The organism is Niallia tiangongensis (assembly GCF_044704065.1).
Taxonomy (GTDB): Bacteria; Bacillota; Bacilli; order Bacillales; family Cytobacillaceae; genus Niallia; species Niallia tiangongensis.
In genome coordinates, this window is record NZ_CP162613.1 from 1,165,197 (window position 1) to 1,182,610 (window position 17,414).

Annotated in this window: 19 protein-coding genes and 2 pseudogenes; 17 read left to right on the forward strand and 4 right to left on the reverse strand. The window is 34.7% G+C overall.

Features of this window, described 5'->3' with window-relative positions; all coding sequences use genetic code 11:
• Positions 1–93 precede the first annotated feature (93 nt).
• The 4 genes from AB3U99_RS05630 to nfsA all read left to right on the forward strand — a co-directional run bounded on the left by AB3U99_RS05630 (position 94) and on the right by nfsA (position 2,774).
• Positions 94–969 carry an amidase domain-containing protein gene (locus AB3U99_RS05630; protein ID WP_400246186.1) on the forward strand — a complete coding sequence of 292 codons (876 nt, stop codon included), beginning with the start codon at positions 94–96 and terminating at the stop codon, positions 967–969.
• 80 nt (positions 970–1,049) lie between these two features.
• Positions 1,050–1,526: a tRNA (uridine(34)/cytosine(34)/5-carboxymethylaminomethyluridine(34)-2'-O)-methyltransferase TrmL gene (gene trmL / locus AB3U99_RS05635; protein WP_400246188.1), complete on the forward strand. Its 477-nt coding sequence runs from the start codon at positions 1,050–1,052 to the stop codon at positions 1,524–1,526.
• Positions 1,527–1,605: 79 nt separating this feature from the next.
• Positions 1,606–1,965 (forward strand): DUF4181 domain-containing protein, encoded by a 360-nt coding sequence (locus tag AB3U99_RS05640; RefSeq protein ID WP_400246190.1) that lies wholly within the window; start codon positions 1,606–1,608, stop codon positions 1,963–1,965.
• A gap of 53 nt (positions 1,966–2,018) precedes the next feature.
• Positions 2,019–2,774: an oxygen-insensitive NADPH nitroreductase gene (gene nfsA / locus AB3U99_RS05645; RefSeq protein WP_400246192.1), complete on the forward strand. Its 756-nt coding sequence runs from the start codon at positions 2,019–2,021 to the stop codon at positions 2,772–2,774.
• 142 nt (positions 2,775–2,916) lie between these two features.
• On the opposite strand, the gene AB3U99_RS05650 is transcribed toward nfsA, so the two are convergent.
• Positions 2,917–3,753 carry a helix-turn-helix transcriptional regulator gene (locus AB3U99_RS05650; protein WP_400246194.1) on the reverse strand — a complete coding sequence of 279 codons (837 nt, stop codon included), beginning with the start codon at positions 3,751–3,753 and terminating at the stop codon, positions 2,917–2,919.
• A 123-nt stretch (positions 3,754–3,876) separates the two neighbouring features.
• Here AB3U99_RS05650 and AB3U99_RS05655 point away from each other — a divergent pair, with 123 nt between their 5' ends.
• From AB3U99_RS05655 to AB3U99_RS05670, 4 genes and pseudogenes are all read left to right on the forward strand, one after another.
• On the forward strand, positions 3,877–4,719 hold the full coding sequence (locus AB3U99_RS05655) for an NAD-dependent epimerase/dehydratase family protein (RefSeq protein ID WP_400246196.1): 843 nt from the start codon (positions 3,877–3,879) through the stop codon (positions 4,717–4,719).
• Positions 4,720–5,164: 445 nt separating this feature from the next.
• The gene (locus tag AB3U99_RS05660) at positions 5,165–7,060 is read left to right on the forward strand and encodes a PrkA family serine protein kinase (RefSeq protein WP_400246198.1); all 1,896 of its coding nucleotides are present in this window, start codon (positions 5,165–5,167) and stop codon (positions 7,058–7,060) included.
• A gap of 278 nt (positions 7,061–7,338) precedes the next feature.
• Positions 7,339–8,514, forward strand: coding sequence for a sporulation protein YhbH (yhbH, locus tag AB3U99_RS05665; RefSeq protein WP_400246200.1), 1,176 nt, complete (start codon positions 7,339–7,341; stop codon positions 8,512–8,514).
• A gap of 175 nt (positions 8,515–8,689) precedes the next feature.
• A pseudogene (locus AB3U99_RS05670) lies at positions 8,690–8,857 on the forward strand (PadR family transcriptional regulator); the annotation flags it as partial.
• A gap of 458 nt (positions 8,858–9,315) precedes the next feature.
• Here AB3U99_RS05670 and AB3U99_RS05675 read toward each other — a convergent pair.
• Positions 9,316–9,522 (reverse strand): hypothetical protein, encoded by a 207-nt coding sequence (locus AB3U99_RS05675; protein WP_400246202.1) that lies wholly within the window; start codon positions 9,520–9,522, stop codon positions 9,316–9,318.
• A 178-nt stretch (positions 9,523–9,700) separates the two neighbouring features.
• On the opposite strand from AB3U99_RS05675, the gene AB3U99_RS05680 reads away from it, so the two are divergent.
• The 3 genes from AB3U99_RS05680 (at position 9,701) to AB3U99_RS05690 (ending at position 11,605) form a co-directional block, all read left to right on the forward strand.
• On the forward strand, positions 9,701–10,228 hold the full coding sequence (locus AB3U99_RS05680; protein ID WP_400246204.1) for a hypothetical protein: 528 nt from the start codon (positions 9,701–9,703) through the stop codon (positions 10,226–10,228).
• 295 nt (positions 10,229–10,523) lie between these two features.
• Positions 10,524–10,709 (forward strand): hypothetical protein, encoded by a 186-nt coding sequence (locus AB3U99_RS05685; RefSeq protein WP_400246206.1) that lies wholly within the window; start codon positions 10,524–10,526, stop codon positions 10,707–10,709.
• A gap of 68 nt (positions 10,710–10,777) precedes the next feature.
• Positions 10,778–11,605 (forward strand): permease prefix domain 1-containing protein, encoded by an 828-nt coding sequence (locus tag AB3U99_RS05690; RefSeq protein WP_400246208.1) that lies wholly within the window; start codon positions 10,778–10,780, stop codon positions 11,603–11,605.
• Between the two features lie 80 nt (positions 11,606–11,685).
• Here AB3U99_RS05690 and AB3U99_RS05695 read toward each other — a convergent pair.
• Positions 11,686–11,984, reverse strand: a pseudogene (locus AB3U99_RS05695) (hypothetical protein).
• 107 nt (positions 11,985–12,091) lie between these two features.
• Between AB3U99_RS05695 and AB3U99_RS05700 the strand changes: the two are divergent.
• The 4 genes from AB3U99_RS05700 to AB3U99_RS05715 all read left to right on the forward strand — a co-directional run bounded on the left by AB3U99_RS05700 (position 12,092) and on the right by AB3U99_RS05715 (position 14,443).
• Entirely contained in the window at positions 12,092–12,580 is a 489-nt protein-coding gene (locus tag AB3U99_RS05700) for a CBO0543 family protein (RefSeq protein ID WP_400246209.1), read from the forward strand.
• 224 nt (positions 12,581–12,804) lie between these two features.
• Positions 12,805–12,978: a hypothetical protein gene (locus AB3U99_RS05705; RefSeq protein WP_400246211.1), complete on the forward strand. Its 174-nt coding sequence runs from the start codon at positions 12,805–12,807 to the stop codon at positions 12,976–12,978.
• A gap of 47 nt (positions 12,979–13,025) precedes the next feature.
• Positions 13,026–13,421, forward strand: a complete 396-nt coding sequence (locus AB3U99_RS05710) for a YbaN family protein (protein ID WP_400246213.1) — start codon at positions 13,026–13,028, stop codon at positions 13,419–13,421.
• Between the two features lie 119 nt (positions 13,422–13,540).
• On the forward strand, positions 13,541–14,443 hold the full coding sequence (locus AB3U99_RS05715) for a phosphotransferase (RefSeq protein WP_400246215.1): 903 nt from the start codon (positions 13,541–13,543) through the stop codon (positions 14,441–14,443).
• An 89-nt stretch (positions 14,444–14,532) separates the two neighbouring features.
• On the opposite strand, the gene AB3U99_RS05720 is transcribed toward AB3U99_RS05715, so the two are convergent.
• Positions 14,533–15,513, reverse strand: a complete 981-nt coding sequence (locus AB3U99_RS05720) for an aldo/keto reductase (protein ID WP_400246217.1) — start codon at positions 15,511–15,513, stop codon at positions 14,533–14,535.
• 215 nt (positions 15,514–15,728) lie between these two features.
• Between AB3U99_RS05720 and AB3U99_RS05725 the strand changes: the two genes are divergently transcribed.
• Positions 15,729–16,778 carry an IS1595 family transposase gene (locus AB3U99_RS05725; protein WP_400246219.1) on the forward strand — a complete coding sequence of 350 codons (1,050 nt, stop codon included), beginning with the start codon at positions 15,729–15,731 and terminating at the stop codon, positions 16,776–16,778.
• A gap of 30 nt (positions 16,779–16,808) precedes the next feature.
• Complete coding sequence (locus tag AB3U99_RS05730; protein ID WP_400246221.1) at positions 16,809–17,270, forward strand: DUF2691 family protein; 462 nt, start codon at positions 16,809–16,811, stop codon at positions 17,268–17,270.
• The last annotated feature ends 144 nt before the right edge of the window (positions 17,271–17,414 follow it).

The following is a 17,414-nucleotide window of genomic DNA, read 5'->3' on the forward strand; positions in this document are numbered from 1 at the left end:
ATACGAGACAAAAAGAAGGAAATTCATCGCCTTCTTTTTTTTGTACAGTTCTCCTCCTTTTAAACATATTTATTAAGGAAGGGAGTAGATGGAATGAAACAACAATTAATGGAGCTCATCGAAAAAAGGATTCAGCAGTGTGTTGCAAAAGAGCGAACAATTATAGAAGATGAAAAGTTTGCGCGAAAAAGAGAATGTTTCCATAGAAGAAATGCTGAAATCATTCATGTGAAGGCAAAAGGGAAAATTGAAGATATTCAGAAAAAGGCGGATGAGACGGAGGAATTGGTTTATACGGTTCATCTTCAATATTTCATTAAGCAAGGAGAGTTATTTTTCGTAGAAGAAGAAGTGGAAAATAGAAAGGGGATTTTCTATAAAGGAGTCTTAATTGAGGATAAAGAGATTGCTCCTGCCTATCCAGAATATAGAGTACATCCTTTGTCTGAAGAATTTGGGAACACGACAGAAGGATGGAGCAGATATACGTATGATCGCCTTAAAGCCGTTCAATATGCGGAAAAATGGTGGAATAGCTATAATCCGAAATACCATCAATTTGAAGTGGATTGCACCAATTATATTTCGCAATGTGTTCATGAAGGAGGAGCTCCGATGCGAGGTTATCCTAATCGCAATAAGGGCTGGTGGATGCAAAATAATAATTGGAGCTACAGTTGGTCAGTTGCCAATGCCTTTCCAAGATATTTAGAAACCTCTACAACCGGATTGCGTGCCAAACAAGTAAATAGTGCAATCGAGCTAAAGCTTGGGGATGTCATTTGCTATGATTTTGAAGGCGATGGGAAATATAATCATACAACTATAGTTACAGGGAAGGATGCGAATGGAGAACCGTTAGTAAATGCCCATACGTATAATAGTCGAATGCGCTACTGGAAATATGAAGATTCAACTGCCTATACTCCAAATATTAAATATAAATTTTTTACGATTATTGATGGCTGAAAAGCAAGAAATAACTCCTTCGCAATTCCCTTAGAGTAAGTGTATAATGGAACGGAAAGTAATAGTTAGAGGTGACAAACTTGGCAATACATATCGTCCTATACCAACCACAAATCCCTTCCAATACAGGCAATATTGCAAGAACATGTGCAGGAACAGACACTGTTCTTCATTTAATCCGTCCGTTTGGATTCTCCACAGATGATAAAGCGTTAAAGAGAGCAGGCCTAGATTACTGGGAATTTGTAGAGATCCATTATTATGACTCTTTAGATGAATTTTATGAAAAAAATGAAGGCGGAGCGTTTTACTATATTACGAAGTCTGGGAAAACTCCTTATGCCTCCTTCGATTACAGTGATAGGAACAAAGAGCATTACTTTATATTTGGAAGTGAGACGACAGGTCTTCCTCCAAAGGTTATCCAGAATAATATAGATAGAACTGTACGAATTCCAATGACGGATAATATTCGTGCTTTTAATCTTTCGAATACTGTGGCCATTCTCATTTATGAGGCATTAAGGCAACAAAATTTTGGGCATTTAAAAAAATAACACTGAAACAATAACAGAGTGTAAATCGTAATAGATTTATACTCTTTTTTTAGAGGGAATAAAGGGAAGTGAATGAGAAATGGTATTCACTATATCAAAAGATTTCATATTTTTATTAAGCTTTTTACTCCTTCTTTTTGGAACGGAAGGCTACTTAAGAAAAAAGCTAGGATTTCCAAATAAAAAGGAAAAAAAGGTCCATTCACTACAAAAATGGCTAGATATGATAGTGGTACCTATTGCCATCATTTTATTATTTATTTTAGATGGACCAATAGTAAGTATGTGTATATTGATCTGTCACAGCCTTTTTCAATCGTATGTAGAGTGGAGATATAATAAAAGGTCAAAAGAATTTATTATTTACTTAGCAACCGGGCTAATTCTTTTTGTCATGACGATTATTGGTATATTATTAGGCTATAGTCATTATCAGTAATAGTTCAGCTGTTAAATGGGACAATAATAATAACTTTAAAGGAGAGATTATCCATGAATCAAACAATTGAAACAATACTCAATCATCGATCTGTAAGAAAATTTACAGATAAGGAATTAACGCAAGAACAAATTCGTCTTCTTGTGGAAGCTGCCCAAAGTGCTTCTACTTCTAGCTTTGTACAAGCATATAGTATTATTGGCGTAAAAGATAAGGAAAAAAAGAAAAAATTATCAGAATTAGCAGGGAATCAGCAATATGTGGAAAACAATGGGCATTTGTTTGTTTTCTGTGCAGATTTATATCGGCACACTGTTGCTTCAGAAATGGAAGGGAAAAAGGAATCAGCACAGGATTCCATTGAGAGCACGGAAAAATTTATGGTTAGTCTTATCGATGTAGCCTTAGCATCGCAAAATATGGCAATTGCTGCTGAGTCATTAGGACTGGGTATTTGTTACATAGGCGGAATTCGCAATAATTTAGTTGGCGTGAGTCAATTATTAAAAACTCCAGATCATGTTTTACCAGTATTTGCTTTAGTCGTAGGTTATCCAGACCAACAAACAGAGAAAAAACCACGAGCTCCTTTTCAGCATATTTATCACGAAAATGAATATGAGCAAGATGTGGAAAAATATAAACAAGAGCTACAGGAATATAATAACGAAATAACTGCTTATTATCAGGAAAGAACAAATGGGAAAAGAACAGATACATGGACAGCTCAGATGGCTGGTAATTTTGAGGGGAAATCACGTATGTATATGAAAGAGTTTGTGAAACAGAAGAAATTTGATTTGAAATAACTCAAAAATGAGACTGGGACATAATTAGCTTCAAATGTGATAAGGTGAGTTTGAGTTTACTCGAATTCACCTTTTCTATTTTTGTTATAAAATCTGTCACTACTGTAGGAACCATATAGTTTTTCTTTTGAATGTTGCACTCTTACATATTGTCCCTAATACTCATTAAACTTCGCAAACGTCCAGCTGTATCAGGAGAAGCTGTATAAATCATAATCTTTAAATGTGGGTCAGTTGGCGATTTTAAGGTTAAATGTTCAAACTCCATCTCTCCGATAAGGGGGTCATATCTCCGCTTGTGTCGTTCTGTTTCGACTTGAACATCGTGTAGCGGCCATAACTCACGAAACAGCTGACTATTCTGCATAAATTCCTCAATTAGTTCTTTAAACTTAGCGTCATTAGGGAAGTGTGCGTAGTCTGCACGAAACTGTGCAATCATGATTCGTGCTCTGGCATCCCAATCTTTTATGCTTGAGCTTAGTTTGTCCCCTATCAAAAGATGCCTTATCCAATTGGGCTTCTGCTGCATATTATTAGAAAAAGGCGGTAAATGGAAAACTAACTCAGCTGCTTGGTTCCATAATAATAAATCCCAGGATTTTCCAATCACGAAAGCTGGATTCGGTTCAAGTGCCTTAATTGTTTGTACCAACCCTAAATTTAATGGCTGATCTTTTACCTGATTCTGTTCCACCGGTCTTGCAAGAAGGTGGAGATGTTGCCGTTCATCTTCATTTAATCTCAGTGCTTTTGCGATATTATTTAGTACATCCTCCGAGGGATTGACATTTCTGCCTTGTTCCAAAGAGGTATACCATGATGTTCCAATATGGGCAAGTTGGGCCACTTCCTCCCTTCGAAGACCCGTCGTCCGTCGTCGTCCAAATGACACTAAGCCTACATCTTCTGGAGTGAGACGGTTTCGACGTGTACGTAAAAATTCACCTAATGACATATTAGTAAGATTCTTGTCCATTTATATCGACTCCTTATCCTGACACTTCCAAACATACGATAAACAAAGGAAGGAAGCCACTTGTACATTCTGTCATACTGCAAGTATAGCTTACATTATATAAAAAATTAAGGAGGATTTTAAATGAATGTTTTTGTAACAGGAGCTACAGGGAAAGTGGGAAGTCGGTTTGTTCCACGATTACTTCAACGTGGGTATAAAGTTAAATTATTAGTTAGAGATAGTTCAAAGGCGGACTGGCTTCGCCAACTTGGCGCTGAACTCGTAATAGGTGATCTTTTGGAACAAGATAATTATATTGAAGCTCTCGAAGGCACTGATGTTGTGGTTCACTTGGCTGCTCAGTTTCGTGGAGTAGATGAGGAGACCACCAGGATATCAAACGTTGATGGCAGTATAGCTTTAGCTCAAGCTGCCTTGAAGGCTGAAGTACCAAGGTTTGTTTTTGCAAGTACCAATAATGTTTATGGTGCTGGTAATTATTCCAGACCGAACCATGAGGATGATGAAGTAAGACCAGCCTTTCCTTATCCTCAAACAAAGGCTGAAGCTGAAGCTGCACTGCTACGACTTCATCACGAACAGGGGTTAGGACTTCGCATAATAAGGTTTCCGTTTATTTATGGAGATCAAGATCCGCATATCACAGAAATCCTTCCAATATTGCGTAGCTGGAATCCAGCTAAACGAATCCATATGGTACACCATGCTGATATATGTCAAGCCCTGATTCTTGCTGCTTCTACACAAGGTATTGATGGTCGAATTTACAATGTTGCTGATGATGCTCCGATCTCTGTTGCTGAATTGCTTCAACTTTATAATAGTGAAATTTCATCAGAGGGGCAGCAACAGGAATACAATCCATGGGATATGGTTGTCGATACTATGCGTATAAGAGAAGAATTACATTATCGACCTATTTTTCCGTCCTTCTATACTGCAAGAGATGCAGGTGCTATTTAATAAAATTTGAAATTTTACCTTCAAGGGATAAAAGGGTACTTCTTCTATTCAGTTTTACTCTCTAATAAGCTACACAAAAAATTGCTGCCTTGAAATGGAAAACAAATAACTTGTGATAAAGGGGGATGAAATCAACTATAATTTCATCCCCCTTTATATATACTTAATATTTCCCCCTATTTAGCGAATTCGATAGAAATAAAAGGTGTTTTTTATGTAAATAAAGAAAACAGGCTGTTCGGTGAATAAGCATCTGCAAAACATGAAAATATTTCCTATTTAATAATAATTGTTATTCTATAGCGGTTCGACGTGCTAAAGATGGAGTTTTCTCCCTAATTGTTTAGCTTCTCTAAAAAAACTATTCTTTCTTTTAAGCATGTTCGCATTCGCTGGTGCATAGATTATATTAATCGTCTCTGATAATGTGACAGGGGAGGTCCATATGAATATATTAAAGAAAATCGAGATGTATAGACAAGAAGAAGAGTTGTTGAAGTGGGAAGGGACTTTTGGAGAATACTTAGAAATTTTGAAGGAAAAGCCATGGGTAGGTCAGTCCGCGCATTCTAGGGTATATAACATGATTAAAGATGCTGGCATTGATGAAGTAAATGGGAAAAAGCAATACAAATTTTTCTCTGATCAGCTCTTCGGATTAGAAGAGCCGTTAGAAAAGCTAGTAGAAGAATATTTCCATCCAGCTGCTAAACGTCTAGATGTAAGAAAACGTATTTTATTACTTATGGGTCCAGTCAGCGGTGGTAAATCCACTTTAGTAACGATGCTGAAAAGAGGATTAGAAGCATATACCTACACGGAACGTGGGGCTGTATATGCGATCAAAGGTTGCCCAATGCATGAGGATCCGCTTCATATGATTCCACATAGTCTAAGAAAAGATTTCTTTGATGAATATGGAATTCGCATTGAAGGCAACTTATCGCCACTTAATATGATGAGACTGCAAGAAGAATATAATGGAAGAATTGAAGATGTGATGGTAGAAAGGGTATTTTTCTCAGAAGATAAACGAACTGGGATTGGAACCTTTAGTCCATCTGATCCGAAATCACAGGATATTGCAGATTTAACAGGAAGCATTGATTTCTCTACTATTGCTGAATATGGATCGGAATCTGATCCTCGGGCCTATCGTTTTGATGGGGAGTTAAATAAAGCGAACCGAGGCATGATGGAGTTCCAAGAGATGTTAAAATGTGATGAGAAGTTCTTATGGCATTTATTATCCTTAACACAAGAAGGAAACTTTAAGGCAGGAAGATTCGCCCTTATATCTGCAGATGAGTTAATTGTTGCTCATACGAATGAAACGGAGTATCGCTCTTTTATTTCCAATAAAAAGAACGAAGCATTGCATTCCCGTATCATTGTAATGCCGGTTCCATATAATTTAAAAGCATCAGAAGAGGAAAGAATCTATGAAAAAATGATTCGAGAAAGCGACGTTTCGAACGTGCATATTGCGCCACACACATTAAAAATTGCCGCTATTTTTACGATTTTAACTAGATTGAAAGAACCGAAAAAAGGAGATATTGATTTAGTGAAGAAAATGCGTTTATACGATGGTGAAAGTGTAGAAGGCTTTAGTTCTGCTGATTTAAAAGAACTTCAAAATGAATATGGCGATGAAGGAATGAGTGGTATTGATCCTCGTTATGTGATTAACCGTATTTCATCTACGATTATTCGTAAAGATGTAACAAGCATTAATGCACTTGATGTGCTTTTATCCATAAAAGAAGGATTAGATCAGCATTCTTCTATCACCAATGAACTAAAAGAAAAGTACTTAAACTGCATTTCTTTAGCGCGAAAAGAGTACGACGAAATTGCCAAGAAAGAAGTACAAAAGGCATTTGTTTATTCCTATGAAGAGTCTGCTAAAACGTTAATGGATAATTACTTAGATAATGTTGAAGCGTATTGCAATAAAAATAAGCTTCGTGACCCATTAACTGGTGAGCCGATCAATCCAGACGAAAAACTAATGCGTTCCATTGAAGAACAAATTGGAATTTCCGAAAATGCGAAGAAGTCATTCCGTGAAGAAATTTTAATTCGTATTTCTGCTTATGCGAGAAAAGGAAAACGATTTGATTATAATTCTCACGATCGCTTACGTGAAGCTATCCAGAAGAAGTTATTCGCAGATTTAAAAGATGTCGTTAAAATCACTACTTCAACGAAAACTCCAGATGAGCAGCAATTGAAGAAAGTCAACGAAGTGGTTGCACGTTTAATTGATGAACATGGTTATAATTCCACTTCTGCCAACGAGTTATTACGTTATGTAGGCAGCTTATTGAATCGTTAAATAAATTGGTCAAGGGAGGAACAGGCTAAATGGCGTCTGTTCCTCTTTTGCCTAATAAGAAAAGTAAAGGGTGAATAATGTGCCATGGAATAGGAACGCATTAAACAACCCTTTTTCTAAAAAAAGTAAAATTATCGAAATTATTAGTAAATTATTCTGTCCATTTGCATATGATAGAGTAATCACTTTATTTAGGTATAGCGATACCCAAATTAGTGTATGCGAAAATCACTTCATACGTGCACAAAAGGATAAAAAAACTTTTTAGGAGGGGTAAGATGACGGAAAAACCAAATAAGCATCAGTTTGTAATATCCCAGGAAAATTGGTCCCTCCATCGCAAAGGCCATGATGATCAGCAGCGTCATCAAGAAAAAGTGCAGGAAGCCATTAAAAATAACCTACCTGATTTAATTACAGAAGAAAACATCGTCATGTCAAATGGTAGAGAAGTTGTGAAAATTCCCATTCGTTCATTAGACGAATACAAAATTCGATATAATTATGATAAAAACAAACATGTAGGGCAAGGAAATGGAGATAGTCAGGTTGGCGATGTGGTCGCACGCGATGGATCTGGAAATCAAAAGGGCCCAGGAAAAGGGCAAGGAGCAGGAGATCAGGCCGGAGAAGATTACTTTGAAGCAGAAGTATCTTTAATGGAATTAGAAGAAGCTTTATTTAAACAATTAGAATTGCCGAATTTAAAACGAAAAGAACAGGATCAAATTGTCGTGGAGAATATTGAATTTAATGATATTAGAAAAGTAGGATTAATGGGGAATATTGATAAGAAAAAGACAATGATTTCTGCATTTAAGCGTAATGCAATGACAGGAGTACCAGGCTTTCACCCAATTTATCCAGAGGATTTAAAATTCAAAACTTGGAATGAAGTCCAAAAGCCAGAATCAAAGGCAGTCGTACTTGCGATGATGGATACGAGTGGTTCGATGGGCTTATGGGAAAAGTATATGGCAAGAAGCTTTTTCTTCTGGATGACAAGATTTCTTCGTACGAAATATGAAACGGTAGAAATTGAATTCATTGCCCATCATACAGAAGCAAAAGTTGTTTCGGAAGAAGATTTCTTTTCTAAAGGAGAAAGCGGTGGTACGATTTGTTCCTCCGTATATAGAAAAGCATTAGAACTGATTGACGATAAATACGATCCAAGCCGATTTAATATATACCCATTCCATTTCTCAGACGGAGACAATTTAACTTCCGATAATGCTAGATGTGTAAAATTAGTAGAAGAGCTGATGGAAGTTTCCAATATGTTCGGCTATGGGGAAGTCAACCAATACAACCGGCACAGTACGCTAATGTCCGCCTACAAAAACATTCAAGATGAAAAATTCCGCTACTACTTACTGAGACAAAAAGCGGATGTGTTTAATGCGATGACAAGTTTCTTCCGGAAAGAGGAAGAAGGACAGATGTATGCATAAAGGATGAATGCACAACTCATTATGTGGGTTGTGTTTTTTTGTGGCTTCACAATATATTCGAATAAAAAGGATTTATTTTTTTCTGAATACCTTGTATTATAAGGTATTTTGTATTGTGATTTAATTTAAACTTGCATTATTAAGTATAAAAATAAAAGAGAATTTGGTGATAAGTTTGGAAATAAACAAGGGAATTTTAAAAGGGCATATTGATACGCTCATTCTCTCACTGTTAAAAAGAAAGGATATGTATGGATATGAAACAGCGAAGTTGGTAAGAGAGAAGACGGAAAATAGTTTTGAATTAATGGAAGGAACATTGTATTTGTCATTAGAAAAGATATTAGTGCTAAATTTACTTTTTCAACTTATTAAGAATTAAAAAGAGGCTGGGACATAAGTATTCCAGCCATAAACAAACACGAACAACCATAAGATATTTACATATGATTGTTCGTGTTTGTTTCGGTTTATAAAAGGCTGTTTCCGTAAAGATGGTGTTATTATCCGCAGCCTGAATACACTTCGCTTTCCATGGGGCGAGCGCCGAGCCGCTTCGTCACTTAAGTTCCTGCAGGGTCTCGGACTTTCTCGCAGCTCCCATAGGAGTCTACGTGTATTCAGGCTGCTCCGTCTTTCCAATTAATTAATTTTTTCTATTTCCATAATAGTTATAGAAAAACAATCTTAAAAAACGAATTAGTTTTTACACTGACTATATTTAAAATCATAAATAACTAGCATGAAAAAGTAGCCTTTATTTAAGTGCTAAATTAAGGATGGTTCGTCTTTACAGATTGGCTATTTAGTTTTGTACCAGCCTCTTTTTAATTCCCATATTTTTATGACTGTCAAAGATACTAGGCTAATTGCAATAATACCTAATAAAATATTTGTAGTTGCTAGAGTTTTTCCTAAAGAATGCGTTATTTCATTTGTGAAAAAATAAAATCCGTTATATATATCATCACCAATATCTCTCATAGTATTTTTTAAATCTTGTTCCATAATTATCCACCTTATGTTTTTCTTTTTTTATATTATTCTATAAAAACCATAATATTCCTTCTTTGTTTTATAAAAAAATAGAAAAAATTAGAAAAAATGGCAATAACACATTGAAAAGGTTTTCGTAATGCTTATATAATGGTAATGACTATTTCAATACATTAGGACGATGATATTTTTGAAACATTTGCTAACATTAAGTTTTTTAGTTGTTTTTGGTAGTCTATTTTTTGCTACTAATGTTGGAGCTGAAGAGCCATCTACTAGTTCTTTTAAAGAAGAAGTAAATAGTATTTATGTAGAAATTCCATATGATGAAGATGAAGTTATTGTTGAAAAAACTGAAATTCCTAGCGATAAAGAAGAAATTGTAAGAGTATATGATGCTGATACTAAAAATTTATTAGAGGAATACAGTGTAGAAGAAAATCCAGTATTTAAAGCTAAATCTATTGTTAGTAAAGCAGCTGCTAAAGACGATAATTATTCTTCTTATACTGTAAAAAAAGCAGTAAAAGAAAATGTAGGTAGTATAATAAATACTTTATACGCTGATTTATGGGTTTATACTACTGGATCATTCCGTCAAATCAATTCTAATTCTGTAGATGATACATATTGGAGAGCAGGTAGTGAATCTCATACATTGCAGGATAAAATCGCTAGAACAAATCTAAAACAAACAAGTGGCCAACTACTAGTGTAGAAGTTTCTGGTAGTGCAACAATTGAAAGAGCAATCAATTTGTCAGCACAAGTTTCTTATGAAAAAGCTGGTTTTGGTGTAAGTGGCTCTGTTGGTGGTTCATATTATGCTAGAAAAGATATTAGTGCTAAATTTACTTTTTCAACTAACTAATAACTGAAAAAGTAAATGGCATGGATGTATCAAAAGAACAAGAGGAATTAGTAAGAAAATCTTTAGAGGGACATATTTCAGATGAAGATTTTCTAAAGCAATTAAAGGAAATAGCTGATAAAAAATAAGGTGGTGGAGATTTTATGTTAATGCTTCATGAAATTTTAGGAACAGATAAACTGGTTTTTAAAGAGAAACAAGCAGAGCATTTTTTCTATGAGGACTTGTTAGCATTGAACGAAAAACCTTCACAATATAAGATTACTGGCTATGTGGAAGTAAGAAAAAATAAGCAATTATTTTTCAAGCAAGTGTATAGCTGGGTATGAAATGAAACATAAAGAATGGGCTTTTGTAAGAAATCTTATTGATACTTTTATAAAAGGAGAAGACGAGATTGAAAAAAATCGATGAATTTGTAGATGCGTTTTATATAAATGTTAAAGGAGAAAAAAAGGAAATTTTAGAATTGAAGGAAGAAATGAAAAATCATTTATACGAAGCCGTTACGGAATTAAAGAATTCCGGCAAAAATGAAGAAGAATCTATAAAGACTGCTATAGAACGATTCGGTGGGGAGGAAGAAATACGTAGTGTGCTAGGTGGATTGTTTAGAGTTCAAAAATTATTTGCAAAGAGAGTTTTATTCACAGCATTAACATTCTTAATTATTCCTGGATTATTTTATTTATATTATTTCAACATAGAAAAAGACTACTATATGGAAACAGAAAATACATACCGCTCTCTATTAAATATTTTAGGTAGTGAAGATACGATAACAACAGATATGAAGAATAGGTTGGAGACAGTACTAGAGAAAAAAGATTTTATCTACCAGGTAGAATTTTTAAAATCAGCAGAGCTATTTTCAGATGAATTCGACGTTGACCCTGATCCTATCTATAAATATGAAAGAAATTTGGATTTCTTCCATCAATTTATTCGTAATAGGAATTTAGGAGAAGGTGGTTTTGGGGGTGGTAATGATACTTGGTATATGCGGATGGATATAAAATCATATGATGAAATGTTCTCAAATTATATAATACCGAGAGCTATTATTATTTATTGGGTACTGTTTGCTATATGGGGGATTATAAATGTTTATCATAAAAAGAGATTAAATGTCGGATGGATCCTCGCTATTAGTTTACTTAACTTTATAGGATTTTTTATATTTATACTATTTGATAAAATCAAAAGTAGAACAGAAAATATATGATATATAAAGTCCGATTTAATGATAGATATGTCTTTTACTTGCATATATATCTATTTTTTTCCAAAAGACATGTGTATTTGTTATTGCACAGCTTTTTTCTTCTTCTTTTCAAGATAAGACAAGATAGTTGTTTTCATAGAAGCATAGAAACCAACCGCAGAATAACCGTAAAACCAGCCCATAAATAAACCGGCAACGAGACTATCTCTATGACTGGTAAAAACAGAGATAATTAACCCTAAAGCTAAGGAAATGGTTGGGACATATTTTTTTGTATCTTAAAAAAAATCTTTAGTAATTGTGTAATAATCATAACCACAGGAACTGCGATTACTGTGTCCCAAAAATTTGATTGAATGGTAGGGGAATTTGCATACATCACCCTTTAAGGTTTAGTATTCCATGACCTTTTGTGACTAATACATAAATTAAAGCATGGAATAAACCGCTTAAGGAAGTGCATATTAATGCAGAGGTGGTCCATTCATGGAAAAAAATAAAATGGAGAAACGGTTTTTAAGAGGATTATTTATTGGGAATTTATTGATCCTTCTGCCGATTTTATATAGAAAGCCCCCAATTAGAGATTGGATTATTGTTTTTGTGTATAATGCTATTACCAATGGTTTGCTTGATATGCTCTTAACATCTCATAAAGTAATTAGATATCCAGTTCGTTTTCTGCCCAAGAAATTTAAAATACATATATTATTTGACTTCTTAATTTATCCTACATTTACTGTTTTCTACAACGAATTAACGAAGAGAGATAAACTTTTTGCTGTTTTCTATAAATTGATTTTATTTACGATTCCATTCTATATTATTGAATTATGGGCAGAAAGAAAAACAAAGCTAATTAAATGGAAAAAGGGTTGGAAATGGTACTATTCTTTTTTAGGCATTATCCTTAAATCGCTTATAACAAGATTAGTTATCGAAGTACTAAGGAAAATGAATTTCTTAACAAGATGACAAGTGTGCTCCCTTTATAGTTTATGAACCTACTAACAAGGGGAAAATAGTTGATGTAGATTCATTCTTTCTACCCTATTTTAAAAGAATACATAGTTATTTCCTTTTTTTTATTGTAAAATAGCGAAGTAGAATAGTGTAACACGGATTGTTTCATCCATTAATTTTTAATACATATTGTACGTGAATAGGATAGGAATGTTGATCCTAAGAAAGGAAAGCAAATGACGAAAATCATAAATATTATTCTTTTAATTAATGTCATCGGAATTGTTCTTTATGCCGCGGGAGTGCTTAATACGGATATCTTCCGAGTGGAGTTTTTATCTTCTGGTGTTATTATGCTTCTTTTTGGTCTAAGAGATGTTGTTAGAGGTGCGAAAAGAAAAAGACGTTAGAGGGAATTGACAGTTAACTCTCCTTAAAATGGGGAGGAAGGGAGCAAATGATGAAGCCTATTTATAGATGGTTGTATATTTTTCTAGGTACTGTCTTTTTGGTTTTGGGAATAATTGGAGCTTTTTTACCCTTGTTGCCTACTACACCTTTTCTATTACTAACATCTTTTTTCTATACACGAGGTTCTGAGCGTATTAATAAATGGTTTCATTCTACAACGTTTTACCATGAGTATGTGAAAGGATTTCGAAAAGGAGAGTTGACGAGAAAGCAAAAAATCAAAATAATTATCACTTGCTATATTTGCTTAACTATTAGCGCCATCCTTGTAGACCATTTATATACTCGGATTATCTTAGGATGTATTGCGATAGTTCAAGCGATCTCGATGTTTATCATAAAGACAAAAAAGGAGAATCCAGAAGTAACCATAAAAGAATAGGATCAAACAAACTATGGATGACCTGTTATAAGGCCTCCTTTTTTTATGTTGATTTTCTAGAAATAACTTTATATATAGGGAGCCTAAACGATACTGTTCTAATAAGAGGAGTGAATCTAATGCCGAATATATGGGATCCAGAATACACTATTTCAAAGGAACTGGCTTCTCAATTGATAGAGGAACAGTTTTCGATCGATGTCCAATCTATTACAGAATTAGGAAAAGGGTTTGATAACACGATTTTTTTGGTGAATAATAGTTACACTTTTCGGTTTCCGCGAAGAGAAATTGCCGTAAAGCTACTAAAAAGTGAATGGGAGCTATTACTAGTAATAGTTGATAAATTGCCACTTTCCATTCCAAAACCTTTATATTTAGGTAAAGTAAGCAATGATTTTCCACGAACTTTTATCGGATATGAGTATTTAGCTGGAAATACTCCACAAGGGTTAACCTATCAAGAAAGAATAAAGATGGCAAAACCACTAGCCTTGTTTTTGAAAAAATTGCATTCCTTTTCTATAGAGGAATTTCAAACTATTCCATATGATGAATTTGATCGACTTCATATCGAAAAAAGAAAATCCCGTTTAATTGATTCGATTCAGCAGTTGCGGAAAAATGAGCATCTCTCTTTATTCCAGTTAGCTGAAGACTATGCAATGAAAGTCACTCATAAACCAGTCCCAACTGTTCATGTGCTAACCCATGGGGATTTGCACATTCGGAATATGCTAGTAAATGAAGAGAAAGAGTTAACTGGAATTATTGATTGGGGAGATACGCATATTGGCCATCCAGCTGTTGATTTATCAATCGTTTATAGTATATTGCCACAAGAAGGTAGAAAGCAATTCTTCTCTATTTATGGAGAAGTAGATGAAGTAACAGGCTCACTAGCACAGTTTAAAGCAATATTTACGATCGTTTCCTTGCTTGGCTATAGTATTGATAAAAAGGATAAAGCCCTTTATGAAGATGGGAAAGCAAGTTTGTCGCTTGCTTTATTGGGAAAATAGGGTTCATGCTATAAATGAAAATTATTTTCGTCTATAAAAAATAACGGGCATATCGAATGAATGGGTATACCCAGTTAAAGACATTATATTTAGGCAAATCCAAGTACTGGATGGGGAACATAAGGCTCTTCTAAGCTAGCAATTTCATCTTGTGACAATTCTAAAGAAAGCGCAGCAACTGCATCTTCAAGATGGTGGAGCTTAGTCGCGCCAATAATAGGTGCAGTAATAGGTTCTTTTTGTAATACCCATGCAAGTGCAACTTGTGCACGTGGCACGCCGCGTTTTTCTGCTATTGCTTTCACTCGCTCTACTACTTGGCGGTCCGCTTCTTCTGTATGGGAATATAACGTTTTTCCGAATTCATCGGTCTCTTTGCGATTACTTGTTTCTTCCCAATCTCTAGTTAAACGGCCACGTGCCATAGGACTCCATGGAATAACCCCAATTCCTTCTTCTTTACAGAGGGGCAGCATTTCTCGTTCTTCCTCACGATAGAGAAGGTTTAAGTAATTTTGCATGGATACGAAACGTGTCCATCCATGTTTTTCAGCAGTATAATTTGCTTTTAGAAATTGCCATGCATACATGGATGAAGCACCAATATAGCGGGCCTTTCCAGCTTTGACTACATCGTGTAAAGCCTCCATTGTTTCTTCAATCGGAGTTTCATAATCCCATCTATGTATCTGATAGAGATCGACATAATCAGTACCAAGCCTTTTTAAACTATTGTCAATTTCACTCATAATTGCTTTTCGGGAAAGACCAGCACCATTGGCACCTTGACGCATTCTCCCATTTACCTTTGTAGCAAGAACCACATCATCACGATTTGTAAAATCACGCAATGCACGTCCTACAATTTCTTCACTTGACCCATCAGAGTAGACATTTGCAGTATCAAAAAAATTAATGCCGAGTTCTAACGCTTTTTTGATAAATGGACGACTTTCGCTTTCTGTTAATGTCCATGCATGTCCACCACGATCGGGCTCACCATAACTCATACAACCAAGGCAAAGACGAGAGACTTTTAAACCAGTAGAACCTAATTTAATATAATCCATTTGTTACTCCTCCTTTTGGTTTTATTATAAAGTCCGTTTAGTAATAATGTGAAGAATATGGATTGTGCTTTTGATAGAGTTTTCATTTATTTTGATATGTAAAATATTTTCTCAATTTGAATTTAAAGGCTATGTTAATTAACTCTGTTGATATTTGTTAAAAGCAAACGAATGTTCTATAGTATAAGAAAGAATATTCGTTTGGAGGGTTTGGAATGACGTTAAGAGAGTTAATAGCAGAAATTAAAAAATGGAATTCCGCAGAACAGCATCGTTTAAAAGAATTCTTTATCAATTCTATTGCGTCATTTTCAGCCAGTGAACCAGTATTTCAAGAAGTGACTGAACGTAAAAATAAAGATGGATATACTTGCGTACATTGCAGTTCTAAACAAGTGGTTCGTTTCGGTAAATATAAAGTGAAATTTGGTCTTAAAGAAGTTGAACGCAAACGATACCGTTGTAAAGATTGCAGAAAAACATTTACAGATGTAACCGCAACGCCTCTGTACCGAACTCATAAGCCTGATAAATGGTTAGATTTCATTAAATGTATGTTGGAAGGCTATTCTCTTCGCAAATCGGCATACCTTATTGGTGATGTTCATTTCGTTACACTTTTTTATTGGAGACATAAGGTATTGTCTGCATTAAAGCAAATAGACTTTAATGCATTTTCAGGGATTGTAGAGATGGATGAAACCTATTTTTTGTATTCTGAAAAAGGTAAAAGAAACATTGAAGGGCGTAATTCTCGCAAACGTGGTGGCTCCTCAAGATTTCGTGGGATTAGTCACGAACAGGTTTGTGTCCTAATTGCACGAGACCGACAAAAAGCAACTTTTTTAGGGGTTCTTGGTACTGGTCGTATTATCAAAACTCAATTGGATAAGGCTATTGGCTCAAAATTGTCTTCGGACAATACACTTTGTACCGATGCTTGGAGAGCATTTTCTACCTATGCAAAAAGCAAAGGGTTGGAACATTATCGCTTTAAATCAGATGGTTCAGAGCGTGTTAAAGGGCTTTATCATATACAAAATGTCAATAACTATCACAGCCGATTAAAAGGTTGGATACAAAGATTTAATGGCGTGTCTACAAAATACCTCGATAATTATTTGAGCTGGTTTCACTTCTTAGATGTGGTTAAACATCGTAGCGATAACGAAACAGTGAGTAAAATGATTGTAGAAAGCTCACTATTTTCAACCATTGAAACGTATAAAAGTCTAAGAATAATGAAATTTAAACAAACTGCTTAATTTCACAATAATCTGAGGAGTTGTTTTTTTATGAAGAGAGGTATTAGCTTTGAAATTCCAAATGAATATGGAACCTTACTTGGAGAAGTGCTAAAGCCAATTGACACAACTGTTTTCAGTTGGAGAATTGGTAACGGTGAGTCATATATAGTAGTTGATGATGAATTAGATGAAGAACTTTTCACAGAAGATAAAAAAGCAATTGAAGGTGCAGAACTCAAAAACCTATTAGAAAACAATATGTATTATATTATTTCCGCTGACTTACAAGCATATTCAAAAGGCGAATTTTCTGATATTGAGACCTATGAAGAATTTATTGAAAGTCAATGTGAGCTTGTTCTATTAGTGGTCGATAGCTGTTATATCACCATCTATTGCAAAAATAAGGAAACAATCGAATTACTATACAAGAATGCAACAGAATGTGGATTTGAAGATGTTAAATATATTACAGACGAAAACGATACAAGAACAAGGCTATCTGCGTAGTAATGACAAAAAAGACCTTCACGCATAAAGGTCTTTAAAATCAACATTATTGTTTAACATAGCCAATTTAAAAGAACGTGACAATATTATTGCCGCAGCAGATGTATCGAAAGACGCACAAGTTGAGAACAATGTAAGCCGAAC